This window comes from Rhizobium sp. ZK1 (assembly GCF_047782645.1).
In the GTDB taxonomy this organism is placed as follows: domain Bacteria; phylum Pseudomonadota; class Alphaproteobacteria; order Rhizobiales; family Rhizobiaceae; genus Rhizobium.
This window is the reverse complement of the sequence record NZ_CP180587.1, coordinates 406,043-426,146: the sequence shown is the minus strand read 5'-3', so window position 1 is coordinate 426,146 and position 20,104 is coordinate 406,043. Positions and strand designations below refer to the sequence as shown.

Genomic DNA, 20,104 nt, shown 5'->3' with positions numbered 1-20,104 from the left:
CGGGACGATCAGGCCTTGGCCCGCTTCGGAACAGGCAGATCCAGAGGTGTCATGCGCCAGGTGTTGCGGCCATCGGCCTTGGCGCGATAGAGCGCCCGGTCCGCCTCCTGCACGAGCGCTTCGCCGTCCACTCCGTCCGCCGCAGCAATGCCGATGCTGACACCGAGACGGATGGCAAGTCCATTGATCACAAAAGGCTGTTGGAAGGCGTCGATACAGCGCTCAGCGAGATCAATCGCCTCACCTCTTTGCCCCTTCATCAGGATTGCGAATTCATCACCGCCGAGGCGGGCGACCAGATGGCCCCGCGCATGTATCTGCAGCCGGCCGGCGACATTTTTCAGCACATCATCGCCGGCAGCATGGCCAAACGTATCATTGACAGGCTTGAACCCATCCAGATCCAGGCAGCAGATGATGACCTTTTCCCGATCCTCCGATGCAAGGGCTTTTTCGAGCGCTTTGTAGAATTGCATCCTGTTCGGCAGGCCTGTGAGAATATCATGATGTGCCAAACGATTGGCCTCAGCCTCTGCAAGGATCCTGTCGCTGACGTCGGCGACGGTGAGCAGCAGCCGGCGCTCGGCCCCCTCGAGGAGCTGGCGAACATAGATCAGCACGTGGCGCTCCGATCCGTCCAGCGTCGTCTGTCGCCAGATCGTTCGTGCATCACGGTCACCGTCGAGATGAAGGAGGATCTTCTCGAATGCCTGGAGTTCGTCGTCGACATGCATGTCGCAAGCCCGCTTCGACAGTAGCGTCGCGAGTTGGAAGCCATAGAAATCAACGGCTGCCTGGTTGGCCTGAAGAATGGCAAGGCTCTCGCCATCGCACAAAAGCATGGGCATGGGATTGGCGTCGAACAATTGGCGAAGCCAGTCTTCCCGCTGCTTGAGGCCGGTAATATCGATGCGCATGCCGATGGCGCCACCGTGGGGCGTGCGCCGGTCGTCGTGGCGCAGCCACCGGCCGTCCTGCTGTTCCTCCTGCGAAACCGGCTGACGGAATTTCTGCATGCGGGCGCTGAACCAGGCCTCCTTGTCCTCGACGCGCTCTCGCATCTTGTCCCCGGCGAGACTGGTCCTCAAAATATCCTCGAACGCGGCACCGGGCCTCAGGTGCTCGGCTATGTCGGCATAAAGCTCGGCATATTTCTGGTTCCAGAGAACATAGCGGTCGTTGGCGTCGAACACGCAGACCGCTTCCGGCAGCATCTCTATGACATAGCGCAGGCGCAGATTGGCCTCGCGCGCCGCGTAACCTGCCGGACGCTCGTCATCAACAGGCTCGAGGAAAGCAGCTGTGACCGTCTCTGTGCCTGCGGACCATTTCATGACCTGTACGCGGTATGATCGACGATGACCGGAACGATCGCTGGTGAAAGCGGTGGAGACGCCTGAGAACAGCGGCCATTCCGGCATGAGTTCGGCAATGTCCATTCCGGCAGGCTGGTCTTCGAGTTGGAGGAGATGCCGGGCTTCGGCATTGACAAAGATGACGCGGTCGGCGGCGTCGAGCACGAGCACCGCCATCGGACACGCCTCCAGGAATGCAGGGATCTCAGCACCAAGCATCGTCAGTCCAACCGTCAAGTCGCTTAAGCAGATCTTTCGGCTGTGACTTTAACAGCGGAACGTAAAGGAATGTAACCAACTATCAGAGAGCGAGAATTTCATAGCCAACCCGAAGCAAGACAAGGTTTCTCGAAAGTTAAGAGAAGACCAGAATGGAATGTTCCAGGACGGAATGGCTTGGGTACTGAATTGTTTTCACCGCTTTCACTTCGATTATATCCCAAGGTCGGCCCGCGTCTTCTTGCCTCAGCAAGGAACAGCCATGCCCTCGACCAACAACACGCGAGTCCGCCACGCTGGCACAATTGGTATGATTTTTCATGAACCGGCAAACGAAAGAAATAAATCGTCTATAGATTTTATAGATAATTCGACACCCTTGCCGTCATCGCTTCCTGACATTGCAACCTCAAACGGGAAACATCAACGATGACATTGGCAAAAACACTGGGAACGGCTGTGCTCGGCCTCATCTCTCTTGGCATGCTCAGCAGCGTTGCAGCGGCCGAGGCAAGCGCACCACTGCTCGACAAGGTGCCGACGGGAACGGTTCTGACGATCGGTGATCCGATCACGCAGAAAGCTCTGGAGGTTTCCGGCCTCGTCAAGGAACTCACCTTCGAGGTCAAATGGGCCAATCTCAGCGGCGGCCCGCAAACCTCCGAAGCCTTCCGCGCGCATGCACTTGATGTCGGCTCCGTGGCCGAAATCCCGTCGATCTTCGCAACCTGGAACAACCTGCCCGTCCGCAATATCGCCTATCGCGAACGCAAAGACCCGATTGCCAATCCAATCTACCGCTTCGGCATTGCGCCCGACGTCGACGTCAAGTCGCTCGCAGATTTCCGCGGCAAGCGCATCGCCTTCAGCCCTGGCCAGGCCCAAGGTACGCTCGTGCTTCGCGCGCTCCATGCCGCAGGCCTGACAAAGAAAGACGCCACGCTCGTCGAGTTGCCGAGCACCGGTGACGTCTATCCGAAGGCACTGGCAAGCAAGCAGGTCGATATCGCGCCGCTCGGCGGCGTCAATATCCGTCGCTACATCAGTCAATATGGCTCAGATGGCGCAAGCCTCGTCGAGCACGGCCTGCGTGACGACCCAGCCCATCTCTATGCACCGCAATGGGTGCTGGACGATCCCGCAAAAGCAGCCGCCCTTGCCGAATATGTCCGCCTCTGGGCGCGCGCAACCGAATGGGTCGATCAGAACCCCGAGATCTGGATCAGGGAATATTACATCGGCCAGCAGGGCCTCAGCCGCGAGGATGCCGAATTTCTTATCAAGCTCGCAGGCACCCAGGTCATCCCCGATAGCTGGGCGGACGTGAAGAAGCGCCATCAGGAAACCATCAACCTCTTGGCCAGCGAGCTTGGCTACAAGCCCTTCGACGTCGAACAGATCTTCGACAACCGCTTCGAAAAAATCGCCGCAGGCGCTCTGCCAAGAAGCCAGTGATCGCACATGCCGTCCATAGCGAAGAGAGGAGATCGCAAGCATGGCAACCACCTGGGATGCAGATAACGTCAAGGCGTCACGGATATCGCCGCGTGGAAGCGCTGGCGTCACCGACACGGCAAAACCCTCAGCCTCCCGCGCCCGTCGCAGGCTCGGCCCCGGACGCGAGATGCCCTTCGGACTGCAGATCGGTCCGGCACTGCTGGTGCTGGCCTGGGTTGCCGGATCGGCATTGGGGTGGATCGATCCGCGCATTCTCTCGGCGCCCTGGACGGTCGTCGAGGCCTTTGGACGGTTGATCGCCGAGGGTCGCCTTCAGGATAATTTCCTGACCTCTGCGACCCGTGCGCTGCTCGGCCTCAGCATCGGGCTTGTCATCGGCACGGCTCTCGCGGTCCTCGCCGGTCTGTCCCGCATCGGCGAGGCGCTGATCGATGGCCCGATCCAGATCAAGCGTGCCATCCCGACGCTGGCGCTGATCCCGCTTTTTATCCTGTGGTTCGGGATTGGCGAAGGCATGAAGGTCACGACCATCGTGCTTGCCGTCATCATTCCGATTTACATCCACACGCACAACGCACTGCGCAGCATCGACAGCCGCTATGTCGAACTCGCCGAGACGCTCCGCATGAGCCAGAAGGATTTCGTCTTTCAGGTCGTGCTGCCCGGCGCTCTGCCCGGCTTCCTTCTCGGTCTACGCTTTGCCGTGACCCTCTGCTGGGTGTCGCTCGTGGTGGTCGAACAGATCAACTCCACCAGCGGCCTCGGCTACATGATCGATCTTGCCCGCACCTATGGCCAGACGGACGTCATTCTCGTCGGCCTCGTGGTCTATGTGCTGCTCGGCCTCGTCTCGGACGGCCTCGTCCGCCTGCTCGAACGGAGGGTCCTGTCATGGCGCCGCACTCTGGCCAACTGAAACCTGCCGTGCATGTGGAAAAGCTCGTGCGACGTTTTGCGGCGAAGACAATCCTCGACGGCGTCGATCTCGATATCGGCGAGGGCGAGTTCGTCGCCCTGCTCGGCAAAAGCGGCTCAGGCAAGAGCACGTTCCTCAGAGCCCTTGCCGGCCTCGACCACGAGGTCGAGGGAACTGGGACGCTTGAGACGCCGGAAGAACTTTCGGTCGTCTTTCAGGATGCCCGTCTGCTGCCCTGGCGCACGGTCATTCAGAACGTGACGCTCGGTCTGCCGGATAAAGCCGGACAGAAAGCCGGACGCAGGGCGCTCGCCGAAGTCGGTCTCGAAGGACGGGAAACTGCCTGGCCGAACCAGCTTTCCGGCGGCGAACAGCAGAGGGTGGCACTCGCCCGCTCACTGGTGCGTGAGCCGGTCCTGCTGCTGGCCGACGAACCCTTCGGCGCGCTCGATGCGCTGACCCGGCTGAAGATGCATGACCTCTTGCGGGAGCTTTGTGCAAAACACCGCCCCGCCGTTCTGCTCGTCACCCATGATGTCGATGAGGCGATCTCGCTCGCCGACCGAATCCTGGTGCTCGATGAGGGCCGTTTTGTCGAGGATCTGCGTATCGACTTGGCCGTGCCGCGCGACCATGGCGATGCGCGTTTCGCAGAGATCCGAACCCGTCTTCTGAGACGGCTCGGGGTTGATGCCCCCGGCCGTCACGCTGCCTGAAACCAAGGAGATCGTCATCATGGCTAATCAGAAAAGACAGATACGGCTTGGCGCGTTCATCATGGCAACCGGCCATCATGTCGCCGCCTGGCGCCACCCGGACGCACAAGCCGATGCCGGCCTGAATGTCGATCACTATCGCGAGCTCGCCCAGACCGCCGAGCGCGGCAAATTCGACCTGGTTTTCGTTGCCGACAGCCCGGCCGGCTGGGAGCGGGCCAAAGACCCCGAAGCGCTGCGCCGCACCGCGCAGGGCGCCCATTTCGAGCCGGTGACCCTGTGGGCGGCGCTTTCTCAGGTCACAAGCCATATCGGCTTTGTCGCAACCGCCTCCACCACCTATGAAGACCCCTATCTGCTTGCCCGCAAATTCGCCTCGCTCGACTATATCTCCAAGGGGCGCGCGGCCTGGAACGTCGTCACCACGGGAGCCGATGTCTCCAAGAATTTCTCGATCCCCGGCCATCCGGCTCATGCCGACCGTTATGCGCGGGCAGAGGAATTCGTCGATCTGGTGAAGGGCTTGTGGGATTCCTATGAGGACGACGCCTTCATCCGTGACAAGGAAAGCGGCGTCTATCTCGATCCGGACAAGGTGCATCAGCTCGACCACAAAGGCCAGTTCTTCTCCGTCAGCGGCCCCTTGAATGTCGGCCGCCCGGTGCAGGGCTATCCCGTCATCGTCCAGGCCGGCGCATCCGAGCCGGGTCGCGAGCTCGCGGCGCGCACCGCCGAGATGATCTTCACCGCGAACCAGACGCTGGAGGACGCCCAGGAATTTTATGCGGACGTCAAGGGACGGCTCGGCCGCTATGGACGCAGCCCGGATGAACTGCTGATCAGCCCCGGCATCTTCCCGGTCTTAGGCGGCACGGAGGCCGAAGCACGGGAAAATTACGACTATATCCAGTCGCTGGTTCATCCCTCGGTCGCCTGGAACATCCTGTCGCGCCACTACAAGGGCGTCGATCTCTCCGGATATTCGCTCGACGATCCAGCCCCGCCGCTGCCTGACAACACCGAGCTCAACAAGAGCCGCCTCAAACTGGTTACCGACCTTGTCTCGCGCAACAATATGACGCTGCGCGAATTCTACCTGGCGGTCGCGACCGCCCGCGGCCACCGCACGGTTGTCGGCACGCCGGAGCAGGTGGCCGACGCGATGCAGGAATGGTTCGACAATGGTGCGGCGGATGCCTTCAACATCATGCCGCCGGTCCTGCCGAAGGGGCTGACCGACTTCGTCGATCAGGTCGTGCCGATCCTGCGCAAGCGCGGTCTTTTCCGCGAGGAGTACGAAGGCACGACGCTGCGCGAGAACCTCGGTCTGCGGCGTCCACCGAATGGGCTGGCGCTGAGAGCCCGGCAGGGCACATCGGCCCGGGCGGCCGGATAATCCCTCCTTCGCGGAACATGCGGGCGATCGCAACGCAGCCGGCCGCACTATTCCTTCTCATTCAATCACAGAGAACGGCGGGCATATCGCATGAGCAGCAATCCGGAATTCCTTTGGTATATCCCCAATGCCGTCAAACCCGGCCATCGCGGCGATTCCGCGACCGCAGACCATAACAGCCTGGAAACGCTGACCAGCCACGCCAGGGCGCTGGAAGAGCACGGCTGGAAGGGCGCGCTCATCGGCACCGGCTGGGGCCGTCCCGACACCTTCACGCTGGCCACTGCGCTTGCGGCACGCACCACCACCTTCGAGCCGCTGATCGCAATCCGCCCCGGCTACTGGCGGCCGGCGAATTTCGCGTCGGCGGCAGCCTCGCTCGACCATCTCACCGGTGGGCGGGTGCGCATCAATATCGTCTCTGGCAAGGACAATCTTGCTGCCTATGGCGACAGCGAGGGCGATCAGGCGCATCGCTACGGCCGCACCAAGGAATTCATGCGGCTGGTGCGAAAACTATGGACCGAGGAAAACGTCACTTATGCCGGTGAACATTTCGGGGTCCGCGAATCCACCGTCGTGCCGCGCATCGAAGCCCGCGGCGAGCGGCGTCATCCGAAACTCTATTTCGGCGGCGCCTCGGAAGCAGCGGAGCGTGTCTCCGCTACTGAAGCCGATGTTCAGCTCTTCTGGGGTGAACCGCTCGATGGCGTGAGGGAGCGGATCGAACGCCTGAAGAAGCTGAGCCGTGACCTCGACCGCGACCTGCCACCGCTTCAATTCGGGCTGAGGATCACGACGCTGGTGCGCGACACCACCGAAGTGGCCTGGGCCGACGCAGAGGCGAAGGTCGCCGAGATGGCAAACAATAGCGGTGCTGGCTGGCACGATCACCACCGCGCCGTCGCCGTCGGCCAGCAGCGCCTGCTCGATCTGCACCAGCGCAGCGAAGTGCTTGACGACAATCTCTACACCATGCCCGGCAAGTTCGGCGGCGGCGGGGCGGGCACGACTTGGCTCGTGGGTTCTGCAGCGGATGTCGCCCGCTCATTGCGCAATTACCGGGAACTCGGCATCAGCCATTTCGTGTTGTCCGACACGCCCTATCTTTCGGAGATCAAACGACAGGGCGCACAACTGCTGCCCCTGCTCAGGGCATCATGACGCTCAGAACTTCACGCTTGCCGAAAGCGTGGCGCTGAAGGGTTCGCCGATCTGGTTTGCGAGCGCCGTGGAACCGATCGAGGAGGTATAATAGGTCTTGTCGAAAATGTTCTTCAGGTTGAGCTGTACCGTCAGCGGCCGTTCGAACTGCACGGTGTAGGCCGCAAAAGCGTCCGCCACCATGTAGCCCGGCAGGAAATAGGCATTGGTATTGATGCCTGCCCGCTTGCCGGCGCCGCGAATGCCGGCGCCGATCTTCAGCGTGTTACCGTTGCCGCCAACCCCGCCGAAATCATAGGTTAGGAACAGCGAGCCGGTATGACGCGGCACATTGACCGGCCAGTTGCCCGCATAGTCGCCCTTCAACACTTCCGCATCGGTAAAACTGTAGCTGGCAATCAGGCTCAGTTCATCGGTGATCTCGCCGGCGATATCGACTTCGACGCCACGGGCGCGCACGAGGCCGGCCGTTTTAACGACGGTTAGCCCGGTGAGCGGATCCGCTTCATTGTAGGCGACGTTCTTCTTGTCGCTGGTATAGAGCGCCACATTGGCGGTCAGCCCGTCCATCATCTCGAACTTGCTGCCGATCTCATAGGAGACACCCTCTTCCGGCGGCAGGTTGCCGTAATAGCTGGCGATCGAGGATTGCGGCCGGAAGGTCTCAGCCGCATTGGCATAGAAGGAGACATCCGGCGTCAGCTTGTAGACGATGCCGCCGCGCGGAAGCCACTTGTCGCCACTGCTGTCCGTATTGGTAACAAACGGACGTCCCTTGCCGGCCATCAGGTCATAGTGCTGGTATCGCAGACCACCCACCAGGATCCACTGATCGGTGAGATAGAGCGAATCCTGAAAGTAAGCCGAGGCCGTATTGATCTTTTCGGTCTGGTCGCTGTCAGCCGCAGACACGGTCGTGCAGGCCGGCATCTTGCCATAGACCGGATTATAGATGTTGAAGTTCACCGATTGCGGGCAACGGATCAGATCGCTGCGGAACGTATCTGCATAGTCATAGGAAGCGCCGAACAGCAATTCATTGCGCAAGCCACCGATCTCGACATCACCGGTCAGATCGGCGCGGACGGCGTGATTGTAGATTTCCGAGCCCTGCGTCGCGTCGGCGCGCCGCGTCAGATTTCCGTTCCTGGCATTGTAGGCCATGACGCGGGCTTGGTTGTCGGAATATTCGTTATAGCTGTAGCTATAATCGAGATTGAGTTTCCAGTTGTCGTCGAACTCATGCTTGACGTTGAGGGTCGCTATATCGGAGCTGCCCTCAGAAATATTGTAGGGTTCGTCGAAACGGATCTTGGGATCAACGTCAACCGCATGGCCGGTATTGAGATCGAAGATCGTGCCGCGATCGAAGGGTACGCTGTAATCCTCATGTGTATAGGAGAGCGTGACCTCGGTATCCTCGCCAAACCAGGTCAGCGACGGAGAGATGATCCAGTCGCGCGTCTCGCCGAAATTGCGCCAGTAATCGATCTTCTTGTATTCGCCGATGATACGGTACGCAAAATCCGTGCCTTCGATCGGCCCGGTGAAATCAAGCCCGGTCGTTCCACCACCGAAGCTCGAAAGCGAGCCATAAACCTCACCGCCGAATGTCTGCTCCGGCTTCTTGGTGACGACGTTGATCATACCGCCGGGATCGAGAATGCCGTAGAGAGTGGATGCTGGGCCTTTTAACACCTCGACGCGGTCGGAGGTGGCATTGAAGCTGCGCGGCAAGGCGGTCTTCAGACCATTGGTGAGGATCGAGCCGTCACGATTGTCGCCGAAGCCGCGACGGATGAAGGAATCCTGCGTGCCGCCGAGCGTGTTCGACTGGCCGATGCCACTGATATTGGAGAGGGCATCGTCGAGCGACTGTGCCTTCTGATCCTTCAGCACGTCCTGGCTGACGATGTTGACCGCCTGCGGAATGTCGATAAGCGGCGTGTCAGTGCGCGTTGCCGTCACGGTGGAGATCGGCTGATAGCCCTGTGTGTCGCCATCCCTGCTGCTGCCCCTGACAACGATCGGCTCCAGTTCGGTGATGTCACCGTCGACCCGGCTGCCCTTCTTGGCGGCTGTCGTCTCGGTCTTCTTCGCATTGACAGCCGCATCTTGAGCCATGACCGGATAGGCAGCACACGCACTTAAAATTAGAAAGACCGCGCCTAAATGATTGATCCCGTTGCCCGCCCCAGCCGTCTTTCTCTGCTTCATCCAACCTTCGTATCCTTGCGGATATCGCCCCATTCATGCTGTCGATCTTGAAAATTCGCGCAACCGCGATGGGCAGGCTTATTCTTTTCATGAATGTAGTAGTCAACTTTTAATCGGCAGATTTTCCGACTGGATAAGGCTGCGGACCATCGTCGACAGGCTTGCCCGATGCGCCTGATATCCGCACTAGGCTCGGAAAATTGAGTGGAGTCAGCGGGATAACACCCCCTTTACCAGATAGGATATCCCATCCGCTGAAGCCCTTTGAAGCGCTTTCCGTTCATCGAAGCCTATTTGTCGAAGAATTTACAGCAGGAAAAAATTGACTACTACACTCATGAATACTTCTTCTCTCGGCAAAACTGCGCGAAAGCGGACATGCAACACGGACAAAAACACAGCATCAGCCTCGATCATGCATCCGGGCAAGATCGCACCATACCATTGATGGTCGAGGACATTGCCGCCGGCTACGGTCGCCGGCAGATTCTCGACAGCATTTCCCTCGATATCCCCGAAGGAAAGATGACGATGCTGGTCGGCCCGAACGGTTCCGGCAAGTCGACGCTCCTGTCGGTCATGTCCCGACTTTTAAAGCCCACCTCCGGAACGGTGCATCTGGACGGCCGCCTGCTCAATACCATGCCGACGCGCGAGATCGCCCGCAGGCTCGGCCTCCTGCCGCAGAGCCCGCTTTTGCCGGAGGGGCTGACGGTCTACGATCTCGTCTCTCGCGGCCGCTATCCGCATCAGGGTTTCCTGCGGCAATGGACGGAGGCAGATGATGCCGCCGTCGAGCACGCGCTGCGCATAACCGATACGCTGTCCTTTGCCGCACGCCCCGTCGACAGCCTCTCCGGCGGCCAGCGGCAGCGCTGCTGGATCGCCATGGCGCTCGCGCAGGAAACGCCTGTTATCCTGCTGGACGAGCCGACCACCTTCCTCGACCTGCATTATCAGGTGGAAGTGCTCGACCTCCTAAGTCACCTCACCCGTGCCCATGGCCGCACCATCGTCGCTGTGTTGCATGACCTCAACTTCGCCCTGCAATATGCCGATCGCCTTGTCTTCCTGAAGGACGGCGCAATCCGCGCGATTGCCGAACATCCCGGTGACTGTACAGCGGAACTGATCCGCGACGTATTCAATGTGAATGTCGTGCGGCTCTCCCATCCCGAAACCCACGTGCCGCTCTTTCTTCCGGCAGCCGGGCGCGGGGGCAAGGAGCGATCATTATGAGCGCGGCGCCAACCGCCGGCGCGAGCATGCCGGCGCAGATACGCCCGGTGCGCGGCCTTGCCGCCTTCGCAGCACTTGCTGTTCTTCTTCTCGCGCTGGCATCGATTCATGCCGGCATCGGGGCCCGACCCGTTGCGCCAGCGACGCTCCTGAAAGCCGTCTTCGCCTTTGACAGCCACAATTTCGAGCACCAGATCCTGGTGAAGCTTCGTTTCGCCCGGTTGGCCGGCACACTTCTGGTCGGCGCTGCGCTCGGCATTGCCGGCCTGCTCTTGCAGTCGCTGCTGCGCAATCCGCTCGGAGAGCCGCATATTCTCGGTCTGAATGCCGGTGCAAGCCTTGCCGTCGTCGCCTCGACCGCCCTGCCCTTTCTAGCCGGCGGCTTTGCCCGCCCGCTGGTTGCCGCACTCGGCGCCGGAGCGCTCTTTGCCCTCGTGCTGATGCTCGCCTCGGCCGGCCGCTCGGGCCTGACCATGCTCAAGGTCACCTTCTGCGGCATTGCCCTTTCAGCACTCGCCTCGTCGCTGACATCCACCATCCTCATCCTTGACGAAGAAACACTGCAGGAGATGCGGCTCTGGCTCGCCGGGGATCTCGCAGGGATCGGCTACGGACCGATCGGGGCCGCCTTGCCGGCGATCGGTATCGGCACATTGTTATCCCTGTTGATCGCACCAAGGCTCAATGCGCTGGCGCTCGGGGACGCAGCGGCAACAGGCCTCGGGGTGCCGGTGCGCAGCACGCGTGCAATCGGTCTTGTCGCAACGGCGCTGCTCTGCGGCGCATCCGTCTCGATCGCCGGGCCGATCGGCTTTATCGGTCTCATCGTGCCGAATGCAACCCGCTGGCTTGCCAGCGGTGATCTCAGATTTGCCCTGCCGCTCTCGGCGCTTTGCGGCGCCACCCTGCTGCTTGCCGCCGATATTGCTGCACGCGTGATTGCCGGGCCGCACGAGCTTGCCACCGGCATCATGACCGCGATCGTCGGCGCGCCGCTCTTCATCTTGGTCGTGGCGAGATATTTCCGATGACCATTGCAGTCGAGAACGGATATCGCCGGCTCAGCGTCGGACCTTTTCGCCGCCGCATCCATCTGCGCAGCGTCATCCTCTGCGGCCTGCTTGGCCTCCTCGTCGTGGCCATGGCACTTGCCGCAGCGCCGCTCGGCAGCCACGAGGCCGGTTTCGCCGACCTCGTCACCGTGATTTTCGATCCGGTCCATGCAACCGGCGACGGTCATGCCATCATCAGGGAATTCCGGCTGCCGCGTATCATGCTCGCGGTACTCGCCGGCGCCATGCTCGGGCTTTCGGGTGCAGCCATGCAATCGCTCACCCGCAACGGCCTTGCCGATCCAGGCCTGCTCGGCGTCAAGGAAGCGGCAAGCCTTGCAGTCATCGGACTGATTGTCTTTTTCCCGACGGCCAGTCCCGTCCTGCGGCCTTTTGTTGGCATGGCCGGCGGGCTCTTCAGCGCCCTTCTGGTCGTCTTCATCGCCCAAGATCTGTCACGCATGCGTTTCGTTCTGGTCGGCGTCGGCCTGTCATGGCTGATGGCCGCCGCCCTTTCCATCATCCTGACGACCGCGGATATCCGCGATGTGCAGACGGCAATGGTCTGGCTCGCCGGCAGCCTCAATACCGCTTCCTGGGATATTATTCCGATCGCTCTCGTCTGCGCCATCATTGGCGCGGCGATCCTATTCCTGACGGCGGGTGCCGCGGATGTCGCCCTGCTCGGCGATCAGGCCGCCACCGGCCTCGGCGTACGGCTGCGCCATCTCTCCATCCTGCGTTTTGTGGCACCCGTGTTGCTCACCGCAGCCTGTGTCGCCTGCGTCGGCAGCCTCGGCTTTGTCGGCCTGCTCGCACCACACATGGCGCGGCTGGCGATCCGCGGCAATCAGACGGCGTTGCTGACGGGCAGCGCACTCTTTGGCGCCGCACTCGTCCTTGCCGCCGATACGATCGGTCGGATTGCCTTTGCACCCCTGCAGCTTCCGGCCGGCATCGTGCTGTCGATCGTCGGCGTTCCCGTCCTTCTGCTTCTGCTCAGGAAGCGCCGAAACCTTCTGTGAGGATATCGATGTTCAAGCTTTTACCGGCCGTCCTTCTCGCCCTCGCCGTCAGCGCGACTCCGCTTTTGGCCGAGGATGCGCCAAAACGGCTCTTTACCGACGATTTCGGCCGCAAGGTCGAGGTGCCGGTCCATCCACAGCGCATCGTCTCCATGCATGATCTCGACATTACCATTCCGCTGATCGAGCTTGGCGTGCGCCCGGTCGCGAGCCACGGCCGCACGGGCCTCGACGGCAAGGCCTATCTGCGTGCGAGCCCGATCCTGACCGGCATAGATTTCGATAATTCCGGCATGAGCTATATCGGCGCCGTCACCGTCGATCTGGAAGCCGTCGTCGCCGCCAAGCCGGATCTCATCATCACCGAACCGGGGCGCACAACGCCGGTCGAACAGCTCGAAAAGATCGCCCCAACCATCATCATCGACAATACGGTCGGCAGCGCCCCCCATATCTACCAGCGGCTGGCCGATCTGACGGGTACTGAAGACCGCCTCGCTATTCTCGATCGCCGCTATCGCGCCCAGATCGAGGCGCTGAAGCAGGTAATGGATCCATCCAAGGTCACCGTCTCGGTGCTGCAGGCGCAGAACGGCAAGATCAGCATCTATCATACCTATCGGGCGCTCGGCCGGGTACTGCGCGATGCCGGCTTCCGCTTCCCCACCATCATCGACGCGATTCCGGAGGGCGATAGGATCGAGGTCAGCGCCGAGCGCCTGCAGGAGCTTGACGCTGACTTTATCTTCGACACCTATCGCTCTGATACCGGCGGCACGCCGGCCGAGGAGATCGATGCGATGAACAAGGTGATATCGGACTATTGCCAGTTCCTCGCCGCCTGCCGGGAGGGACGCTACATCCTGCTGCCGCGCGAGGAAGCAATCTCCAATTCCTATGCGGCGCTCAACCTGATGGTCTCGGTCGTACAGTCCCATATTTCCGGACGCCCGAGACCGCAAAAGCCCCAGGAATAGCGGTTTCCAGGCTTCCAAAGCCGGGCGAAATCCGACAAGGTACCCTTCTTAAGATGAGTATTAAGAGAAGGTATTCGCTGGCATGGACGACGCCCCCAGAGCCCAGAAAAAGCTGCGCCGCATCGACCGTTTCGGGGAGAGGCTGAAAAATCGGCGTGCCTCGCTTTCGCCAAGCCTGCTCAGCGTCGTCGATTATATCGATCAGCACCGGCACGCCGTACTCGGCAAATCGGCGCTCGAGATCGCCTCGGAGACCGGCACCTCGGACGCAACCGTCATCCGCGCCATTCAGGCGCTCGGCTTCGAAGGGCTTGTTGACCTCAAGGACACGCTGGAAGCCCATATCGGCGAGACGGACTCGCCCTCGGAGAAGATGGCCGCTACGACACAGGAGCTTGCCAGCAGCGCCGATTCCGCCATCGATTTCGTCGTCAACGATCACCGTAACGCTCTTGATGCGCTCTCCTCGCCAGCCAATCGCGCCGGGATGGGCAAAGTGATCTCGGTCATCCGCGACGCAAAACGCATCGGCGTCTTCGGCATCGGCGCTTCGGGCATTCTCGCCACCTATGCGGCTCGCCTCTTTTCCCGCAACGGCTACCCGTCCTATGCGCTCAACCTCACTGGCATTGCGCTGGCCGAACAGCTTCTGACGATGGAAGAAGGCGATGCGTTGATCTTGATGGCCCACGGCAGGCCCCACCGCGAAGGCATGACGACGATTGCCGAAGCCGAGCGCCTGGGCATTCCGATCGTCATGCTGGTCGGTCAGGAGGATACGGTGCTGCGCAAACATGCTGAGGCATCGATCGTCATTCCCCGCGCCAAATCGGACCATGTCTCCCTGCACGGGCCGACGCTGGTTTGCATCGAGGCCATTATGCTCGCGCTGGCCGGAAGCGCCCGCGAGCGGACGCTTGAGTCTCTCGACCGGTTGCTGACGCTGAGAACCGCAATACGGCCGAGCAAGAAGTGACGAGAGACTGGCCCACAGAGGCTGCCACCGCCCGAAGCGGCGGGCGCGTTAATGTGCGCCCGCACCTCCACCGGCCTGCGGCTTTTTAGTGAGAAGCAGTGCGAGTGCTGCCAACACCAGCACCACGCCGATCACAGCGAATGTATCGCTGAAGCCCATGATCAGCGCCTGGCGCTTGACGATCTGGCCGAGCGCGACGATCGCCTTCTGCGATGCGACGGCCGGATCGGTGACACCGTGCTGGGTGAAATAACCTGTAAGCTGGGTCAGGCGGTCACGCACCTCGTCACGGGTCAATGTGATCGACTGACCGATGATGTTCGAGTGGAACTGCTCGCGCTTCGTCAGGATGGTGCCAAGCGAAGCCGTGCCGACAGCACCACCGAGATTGCGCAGCATATTGGTGAGGCCCGAGGCAGCAGCGGCATCGGCAGGCGCAATGCCGGCCGTGGTGATCGCTGTGATCGGGGTCAGCACCAGGGCCTGACCGATGGCGCGCACGATATTCGGGATCCAGAACTGGTCGCCGGCATTGTTGGCCGAGAGCGTGATGTTCATGAAGCAGCTGATCGCGAAGATCGAGATGCCAAGGAAGCCAATATAGCGGGCATCGAAGCGCTTCATCAGAACCGGGACCAGCGGGATCAGCAAGAGCTGTGGCAGGCCGGTCCAGGCAAGTACATTACCGATCTGCTCGGCATTATAGCGCTGCACCTGGCCGAGATATTGCGGCAGGATATAGACCGTGCCGAAGAGCGCCACACCGACCAGCACGTTGACCAGCACGCCGATGCCGAAATTGCGCTGTGTGAGCAGGCGCAGCTTCACCAGCGGCCTCTTGACGGTGAGCTCGATCCAGATGAAGGCGGCCAGGAAGACGAAGGCCAAGATGCCGAGCTTGACGATGAAGGGCGAGGAGAACCAGTCGTCCTTGTTGCCTTCTTCCAGCACGGTCTGCAGCGCCGAGAGGCCAATTGCCATGGTGACGATGCCGGCCCAATCGCCCTCCTTGAGAAGGTGAAGCTGCATCGGCTGCTTTTCAAGCGTCAGAGCGAGAGCCGCCGCCATGATGAGGCTCGGGATGGTGTTGATGAAGAAGATGGTCTGCCAGCCGTAATTCTCAGTCAGGTAGCCACCGATCGTCGGGCCGATGGCCGGGGCGAAGGTGACCGACAAGGCGAAGACGGCAAGACCAAGCGGCTGCTGGCTCTTCGGCAGCTTGGTCAGCACCATGGTGAAGGCCATGGGGATCAGCACGCCACCCGCAAAGCCCTGCAGGCCGCGCAGCAGGATCATCGTGCCGAGATCGTGGGCGAAGGCACAGGCCATCGAGAAGAGCGGGAAGAGGATGGAATTGACCAGGATATAACGACGGAACGAGAAGACATTGCTGAAATAGGCCGTCAGCGGAATGACGACGATCTCGCCGATGAGGTAGGAGGTCGAGATCCAGGCGCCGTTATCGACGCCCGTGCCGATGCCGCCCTCGATATCGAGGAGGGAGGCATTGGTGATCTGGATATTGAGGATCGCCATGAAGGCGCCGATCATTCCGGCGAGAACGGCGATCCAATCCCTTGTGCTCGCCTTGGTGCTGGCGCCCGGCTGCGGAACAGCACCTGATGTTGTTGCGATACTGGACATGACACGATCTCCTGCCCCTTCGCTTAGTTCCTGGTAGCATCGACCTTGGTGTCGATGCTCGGCTGGACGGACATGCCGGGGCGCAGGTCGCCCTTTTCGGCGGCATCGCCATCAAGCACGATCTTGACCGGAATGCGCTGGACGACCTTGGTGAAGTTGCCGGTGGCGTTGTCGGGCGGCAGCAGCGCGAATTCCTGACCGCTTGCAGGCGACAGGCTGTCGACATGGCCGTGATAGGTGCGGCCCGGGAACATATCGACCTCGATATCGACGGGCTGACCGGCGTGCACATCGGTCAGCTGTGTCTCCTTGTAATTGGCAACGATATAGGCCGCTGTCGTCGGCACGACTGCCATCAACTGGGTGCCGGCCTGAACATACTGGCCGACGCGTAGCGTACGGTTGCCGACCGTACCGTCGACAGGCGCAACGATCGTCGCATAGGAGAGGTTAAGCTCAGCCTGATGCATGACGGCCTGGTCATGGGCAAGTGTCGCCCTGGCCTGGGCAAGCTCGGCATTCAGTAGCTCGATCTGCTTCGTCGAGGCGTCGAGGGCAGCGCTGTCACGTACGATCGTAGCCTGGGCGGCGGCGATTGCCGAAGCCGCCTGCTGGGCGGTCTGAACCGGTGCATAACCGTTGGTGGCCAGGTTCGTATAGCGCTTGTTGTTCTGTTCTGCGAAGGTCTCGTTGGCCCGGTCAACGTCGAGCGTGGCGCGAGCGGCGGCGATGGTCGACTGTTGGATATCGAGCGACGCCTGCTTGGCGTTGACGGTTGCTTCGGCAGCGGCAACATCGGCCCTTGCCTGATCGAGCGCAGTGCGGAAATCGCGGTCGTCGATGCGGGCGAGCGGCTGGCCAGCCTTCACCGCCTGATTGTCGGCAACGAGAACCTCCATAAGATAACCTGAAACCTTCGGGGAGACCGTGGTGCTGTCGGCCTGGACATAGGCATCGTCGGTTGAGACCTCGAAGCGGCCGACCGTCCAGTAATTATGGCCGTAATAGGCGCCTGCGGCGATGATGGCGATGGCGGCAACGCCGATCAGCAGCGAGCGACCGCTGCGCTGGCGAACCGATGCCTCGGTAGATGGCCAAGCAGCAGGCTCGGTGACACGCGGCATCTTGCCGGCGTCAAGCGTTGCAGGTGTGGTTTCAGCGGTGGCTTCGGTGGCCGGCATATCGGCCGGTGCGGCGTCGCTGTTCAGGGCATAGAGCTTCTTGACGGACATCGTCACTCTCCTTGTGGAAGGTCGCCGTCGTCTCGGCTGCGGCCTTGATATTCGGCTCAAGTTCAATTTAGGAAACTTGCTATTTTCCAAAATATGCGCTAAAAAAAAGATGTCAACGAGAATTCGGAAAATCACGATGGTCCAAAATCACAAAATCGAGAAGAAGCCGCGTGGCAGGCCGCAGATGCGTTGTGACGAGGATACACGCGGCGTGCTTATCGAGGCTGCCAACAAGCAGTTTCACGAGAATGGTTATGCCGCGGTCAGCATCGCGGCGATCGCACAGGAAGCCGGCGTTTCGACCAAGACGCTCTATCGCCTGTTTCCGACAAAGGCAGATCTGTTTTCCGAAATGGTCTCGGATCGCACCGGACGCTTCCTCTTGGCGCTCGATCCCGGCACCTTGGCAACGACCGAGCTCCGCCAGGGACTGGAGCGCATGCTGATGGCCTATGGCATGCTGACGCTCTCGCAGGACACGATCACGATTACCCGCCTCGTCATCGGTGAATCCGACCGCTTTCCTGAACTCGCAACCTCCTTTTACGAGAAGGCGATCGTCCGAACCAATACATCGATGGAAAACTGGCTGCGCCGGCAGGTAGAGCATGGGTTGATCAAGCTCGAGGATCCGCACGCCGCTTGCGGCATGCTGCGCGGCATGATGATCATGGAACCCCAACGCGCCGCCATGCTGCGCCAATTGCCGGCGCCCAACATCGAAGAGATCGCGACAAGGGCGAGAATGTGCGCGGATATCTTTCTGAAGGGATGTGCTGTCTAGGGCATGAAAATGCCTGCATTCGCGCGGAAATATCGCAGATCGGGCAATCGCCCGAGCACGAGCTTGCGGGCAGCCACGACGAACAAGGACTGACTGACCCGCATCGGGGAGAAGGCGACCCGAGTGCCTTAATCCTGGAGCACTGCCGCGATAATCGCGACGGCGCCGACGGTGGCAGTCAGTTGACGAACGGCGCGCCATAGCGGGATGCGCCCGACGGAAACTTGTTGTTGTCTCGGACCCGTTCGAGAAATGCCTGTCTGTCGAACAGGGCCGACTGTTCACCTGCCGACGCGTCCTGGTTCGGCAAAACAAAGGCTTGGATGTTGACGACCGGAATATTGGAGAGTGATCGAACTTCTCCGATCTTCGATGTGACTGTGACGACGACGCAGGCAGTCACAAGTTCCAGTGCAAGCTCCAGCTCGGTTGAATTCCCGACACTTCTGACGTCGAAGCCGCCGCTGCGCAAAACCTCGCCGGCAAGGTACAAACCCCGTTGATCTGGAATATAGACAAGAACTGGATGGAAGGCGCTTTCGCCAGACATGAAGCATTTTCCTTTCGGTTGAACCTCCCGTCTCAAATTATGGGATTCTTTTCAAACTTGGGTTTCGTTATATTAAGTCTTGTGTGCGGGAATGCTTTTGTTGCTATATCTTGCGACGTGAAATGGGCGGCTTATCTTCGGGATCTTTTCGCGCGATTGCCGGTGTCGATGAGGAAGCGGTTCTTGCTCAGACGGGGCCGTCGCTCGACCTGCGGAAACCGTAGCCTACCCTAAAAAAATACTGCGGCGGCCCGATCCTTGTAAACAACGCGACTCTGCACCGGACCGATGTTCTTGAACCATGCGGCCAGGCTATCGGAGGAGAGGCTGTCATCCTTCAGGCCGGACATGATCACGACCCTGCGTTTTGGTGAGCTTCCGGATTGCCAGAGCTCGAACATCAGGCCAGCGTCCCCGAAGAGGTTTTGACTGGTGATGTCGTCCAATAGCGTTCGGCCCTTGCTGTAAAAACCAAGTTCGCTGGCCACATTGTACTTGTCCATTCCAACAAGGAGCGGCACGACGGCCTGGAAGTAGCGGTTCGGAGGATGGAGCGGTTTTAAGTGATGTTAACGCCTGCTACGATTTGTTGCCGATCGAGGCAGATGAACGAAGAGCCGATTCAGGCACGTTCGATGTGCCGGCGTGCGTCGGATGCGCCACTCCGATCCGCGAAGCGTTTCAAGCCCTGCTTCAGCCGAAACATCTCTTAACAAGACAAAATCCATTCCAAAGCTGTTTTCGCGCACCTTCCGCGCGGTCGCGGCGCGACGTGGCAAAGAAGCATCCCAGGAACCAAAGTTGTCTTTTATGATAGAAATACCGGCTTAGTCATAGCGTCGGCGCTGGCTATGCCCCTGGTAATGAGCAATGTGGCCGACGCCGCGGATGCCGATGCCTACAGTGCCGATGAGCCGATGACACCGGGTTCGGATGGCGAGCGCCCGAGCGGCTGGCGCGAGAAATTTCATGATTGGGACGTCGTCGTGGGTGCCGGAGCCATATACGGCCCGAAATTCGAGGGATCGAAAGACTTCAAGGTCATGCCGCACGCGCCAAAAGATCGAACCCGACCATAAGGACCCGACCTTCATCAAGACCGTGCGGCTCAGCGTTATATATTCACCCCCGTGGTTGCGATAGCGCAGGACTGACGGCCCTTCCCTTCCGCTGAAGGCCGCCGG

18 protein-coding genes are annotated in these 20,104 nt (G+C 60.6%); 12 read left to right on the top strand and 6 right to left on the bottom strand.

What is annotated here, in order from left to right:
- Window positions 1-8: 8 nt before the first annotated feature.
- Complete coding sequence (locus ACK9YZ_RS24570) at window positions 9-1,574, bottom strand: diguanylate cyclase domain-containing protein (protein ID WP_416067937.1); 1,566 nt, start codon at window positions 1,572-1,574, stop codon at window positions 9-11.
- A gap of 429 nt (window positions 1,575-2,003) precedes the next feature.
- Here ACK9YZ_RS24570 and ACK9YZ_RS24565 point away from each other — a divergent pair, with 429 nt between their 5' ends.
- The 5 genes from ACK9YZ_RS24565 to ACK9YZ_RS24545 all read left to right on the top strand — a co-directional run bounded on the left by ACK9YZ_RS24565 (window position 2,004) and on the right by ACK9YZ_RS24545 (window position 7,224).
- Entirely contained in the window at window positions 2,004-3,029 is a 1,026-nt protein-coding gene (locus ACK9YZ_RS24565) for an ABC transporter substrate-binding protein (protein ID WP_416067936.1), read from the top strand.
- 40 nt (window positions 3,030-3,069) lie between these two features.
- Window positions 3,070-3,948, top strand: coding sequence for an ABC transporter permease (locus ACK9YZ_RS24560; RefSeq protein ID WP_416067935.1), 879 nt, complete (start codon window positions 3,070-3,072; stop codon window positions 3,946-3,948).
- Entirely contained in the window at window positions 3,924-4,664 is a 741-nt protein-coding gene (locus tag ACK9YZ_RS24555) for an ABC transporter ATP-binding protein (protein ID WP_416067934.1), read from the top strand. Before ACK9YZ_RS24560 ends, ACK9YZ_RS24555 begins: the two co-directional genes overlap by 25 nt.
- A 19-nt stretch (window positions 4,665-4,683) precedes the next feature.
- Window positions 4,684-6,060: an LLM class flavin-dependent oxidoreductase gene (locus ACK9YZ_RS24550; protein ID WP_416067933.1), complete on the top strand. Its 1,377-nt coding sequence runs from the start codon at window positions 4,684-4,686 to the stop codon at window positions 6,058-6,060.
- Between the two features lie 90 nt (window positions 6,061-6,150).
- A complete protein-coding gene (locus tag ACK9YZ_RS24545; protein WP_416067932.1) occupies window positions 6,151-7,224 on the top strand; it encodes an LLM class flavin-dependent oxidoreductase in 1,074 nt (357 codons plus the stop codon).
- Between the two features lie 3 nt (window positions 7,225-7,227).
- Here the strand turns inward: ACK9YZ_RS24545 and ACK9YZ_RS24540 are convergent, their stop codons facing one another.
- Window positions 7,228-9,441 carry a TonB-dependent siderophore receptor gene (locus ACK9YZ_RS24540; protein WP_416067931.1) on the bottom strand — a complete coding sequence of 738 codons (2,214 nt, stop codon included), beginning with the start codon at window positions 9,439-9,441 and terminating at the stop codon, window positions 7,228-7,230.
- A gap of 378 nt (window positions 9,442-9,819) precedes the next feature.
- Here ACK9YZ_RS24540 and ACK9YZ_RS24535 point away from each other — a divergent pair, with 378 nt between their 5' ends.
- The 5 genes from ACK9YZ_RS24535 to ACK9YZ_RS24515 all read left to right on the top strand — a co-directional run bounded on the left by ACK9YZ_RS24535 (window position 9,820) and on the right by ACK9YZ_RS24515 (window position 14,710).
- A complete protein-coding gene (locus tag ACK9YZ_RS24535; RefSeq protein ID WP_416067930.1) occupies window positions 9,820-10,680 on the top strand; it encodes an ABC transporter ATP-binding protein in 861 nt (286 codons plus the stop codon).
- The gene (locus tag ACK9YZ_RS24530; RefSeq protein WP_416067929.1) at window positions 10,677-11,711 is read left to right on the top strand and encodes a FecCD family ABC transporter permease; all 1,035 of its coding nucleotides are present in this window, start codon (window positions 10,677-10,679) and stop codon (window positions 11,709-11,711) included. The genes ACK9YZ_RS24535 and ACK9YZ_RS24530 overlap by 4 nt, the downstream gene beginning before the upstream one ends.
- Window positions 11,708-12,757 (top strand): FecCD family ABC transporter permease, encoded by a 1,050-nt coding sequence (locus ACK9YZ_RS24525; RefSeq protein WP_416067928.1) that lies wholly within the window; start codon window positions 11,708-11,710, stop codon window positions 12,755-12,757. The genes ACK9YZ_RS24530 and ACK9YZ_RS24525 overlap by 4 nt, the downstream gene beginning before the upstream one ends.
- Window positions 12,758-12,765: 8 nt before the next feature.
- The gene (locus ACK9YZ_RS24520; protein ID WP_216759270.1) at window positions 12,766-13,734 is read left to right on the top strand and encodes an ABC transporter substrate-binding protein; all 969 of its coding nucleotides are present in this window, start codon (window positions 12,766-12,768) and stop codon (window positions 13,732-13,734) included.
- Window positions 13,735-13,816: 82 nt separating this feature from the next.
- Window positions 13,817-14,710, top strand: coding sequence for a MurR/RpiR family transcriptional regulator (locus ACK9YZ_RS24515; RefSeq protein ID WP_416067927.1), 894 nt, complete (start codon window positions 13,817-13,819; stop codon window positions 14,708-14,710).
- 48 nt (window positions 14,711-14,758) lie between these two features.
- On the opposite strand, the gene ACK9YZ_RS24510 is transcribed toward ACK9YZ_RS24515, so the two are convergent.
- Together ACK9YZ_RS24510 and ACK9YZ_RS24505 are read right to left on the bottom strand one after the other, a co-directional pair.
- Window positions 14,759-16,354 (bottom strand): DHA2 family efflux MFS transporter permease subunit, encoded by a 1,596-nt coding sequence (locus tag ACK9YZ_RS24510; RefSeq protein ID WP_416067926.1) that lies wholly within the window; start codon window positions 16,352-16,354, stop codon window positions 14,759-14,761.
- A 23-nt stretch (window positions 16,355-16,377) separates the two neighbouring features.
- Window positions 16,378-17,586 carry an HlyD family secretion protein gene (locus ACK9YZ_RS24505; protein ID WP_416067925.1) on the bottom strand — a complete coding sequence of 403 codons (1,209 nt, stop codon included), beginning with the start codon at window positions 17,584-17,586 and terminating at the stop codon, window positions 16,378-16,380.
- Between the two features lie 136 nt (window positions 17,587-17,722).
- On the opposite strand from ACK9YZ_RS24505, the gene ACK9YZ_RS24500 reads away from it, so the two are divergent.
- Entirely contained in the window at window positions 17,723-18,370 is a 648-nt protein-coding gene (locus ACK9YZ_RS24500; RefSeq protein WP_416067924.1) for a TetR/AcrR family transcriptional regulator, read from the top strand.
- A 178-nt stretch (window positions 18,371-18,548) separates the two neighbouring features.
- Here ACK9YZ_RS24500 and ACK9YZ_RS24495 read toward each other — a convergent pair whose 3' ends face one another.
- Window positions 18,549-18,920, bottom strand: a complete 372-nt coding sequence (locus ACK9YZ_RS24495) for a hypothetical protein (RefSeq protein ID WP_416067923.1) — start codon at window positions 18,918-18,920, stop codon at window positions 18,549-18,551.
- 230 nt (window positions 18,921-19,150) lie between these two features.
- Window positions 19,151-19,408 carry a hypothetical protein gene (locus ACK9YZ_RS24490; protein WP_416067922.1) on the bottom strand — a complete coding sequence of 86 codons (258 nt, stop codon included), beginning with the start codon at window positions 19,406-19,408 and terminating at the stop codon, window positions 19,151-19,153.
- Between the two features lie 363 nt (window positions 19,409-19,771).
- Between ACK9YZ_RS24490 and ACK9YZ_RS24485 the strand changes: the two genes are divergently transcribed.
- On the top strand, window positions 19,772-19,999 hold the full coding sequence (locus ACK9YZ_RS24485) for a hypothetical protein (RefSeq protein ID WP_216759277.1): 228 nt from the start codon (window positions 19,772-19,774) through the stop codon (window positions 19,997-19,999).
- Window positions 20,000-20,104: the final 105 nt, after the last annotated feature.

What these genes read in the sequence shown, in the direction of transcription:
- ACK9YZ_RS24515 (WP_416067927.1), top strand. Translation starts at nt 13,817, where the DNA reads ATGGACGACGCCCCCAGAGCCCAGAAAAAGCTGCGCCGCATCGACCGT.
- ACK9YZ_RS24540 (WP_416067931.1), bottom strand. Translation starts at nt 9,441, where the DNA reads ATGAAGCAGAGAAAGACGGCTGGGGCGGGCAACGGGATCAATCATTTA.
- ACK9YZ_RS24520 (WP_216759270.1), top strand. Translation starts at nt 12,766, where the DNA reads ATGTTCAAGCTTTTACCGGCCGTCCTTCTCGCCCTCGCCGTCAGCGCG.
- ACK9YZ_RS24505 (WP_416067925.1), bottom strand. Translation starts at nt 17,586, where the DNA reads ATGTCCGTCAAGAAGCTCTATGCCCTGAACAGCGACGCCGCACCGGCC.
- ACK9YZ_RS24535 (WP_416067930.1), top strand. Translation starts at nt 9,820, where the DNA reads ATGCAACACGGACAAAAACACAGCATCAGCCTCGATCATGCATCCGGG.
- ACK9YZ_RS24485 (WP_216759277.1), top strand. Translation starts at nt 19,772, where the DNA reads ATGCCCCTGGTAATGAGCAATGTGGCCGACGCCGCGGATGCCGATGCC.
- ACK9YZ_RS24545 (WP_416067932.1), top strand. Translation starts at nt 6,151, where the DNA reads ATGAGCAGCAATCCGGAATTCCTTTGGTATATCCCCAATGCCGTCAAA.
- ACK9YZ_RS24530 (WP_416067929.1), top strand. Translation starts at nt 10,677, where the DNA reads ATGAGCGCGGCGCCAACCGCCGGCGCGAGCATGCCGGCGCAGATACGC.
- ACK9YZ_RS24570 (WP_416067937.1), bottom strand. Translation starts at nt 1,574, where the DNA reads ATGCTTGGTGCTGAGATCCCTGCATTCCTGGAGGCGTGTCCGATGGCG.
- ACK9YZ_RS24560 (WP_416067935.1), top strand. Translation starts at nt 3,070, where the DNA reads ATGGCAACCACCTGGGATGCAGATAACGTCAAGGCGTCACGGATATCG.
- ACK9YZ_RS24510 (WP_416067926.1), bottom strand. Translation starts at nt 16,354, where the DNA reads ATGTCCAGTATCGCAACAACATCAGGTGCTGTTCCGCAGCCGGGCGCC.
- ACK9YZ_RS24500 (WP_416067924.1), top strand. Translation starts at nt 17,723, where the DNA reads ATGGTCCAAAATCACAAAATCGAGAAGAAGCCGCGTGGCAGGCCGCAG.
- ACK9YZ_RS24555 (WP_416067934.1), top strand. Translation starts at nt 3,924, where the DNA reads ATGGCGCCGCACTCTGGCCAACTGAAACCTGCCGTGCATGTGGAAAAG.
- ACK9YZ_RS24525 (WP_416067928.1), top strand. Translation starts at nt 11,708, where the DNA reads ATGACCATTGCAGTCGAGAACGGATATCGCCGGCTCAGCGTCGGACCT.
- ACK9YZ_RS24495 (WP_416067923.1), bottom strand. Translation starts at nt 18,920, where the DNA reads ATGTCTGGCGAAAGCGCCTTCCATCCAGTTCTTGTCTATATTCCAGAT.
- ACK9YZ_RS24550 (WP_416067933.1), top strand. Translation starts at nt 4,684, where the DNA reads ATGGCTAATCAGAAAAGACAGATACGGCTTGGCGCGTTCATCATGGCA.
- ACK9YZ_RS24565 (WP_416067936.1), top strand. Translation starts at nt 2,004, where the DNA reads ATGACATTGGCAAAAACACTGGGAACGGCTGTGCTCGGCCTCATCTCT.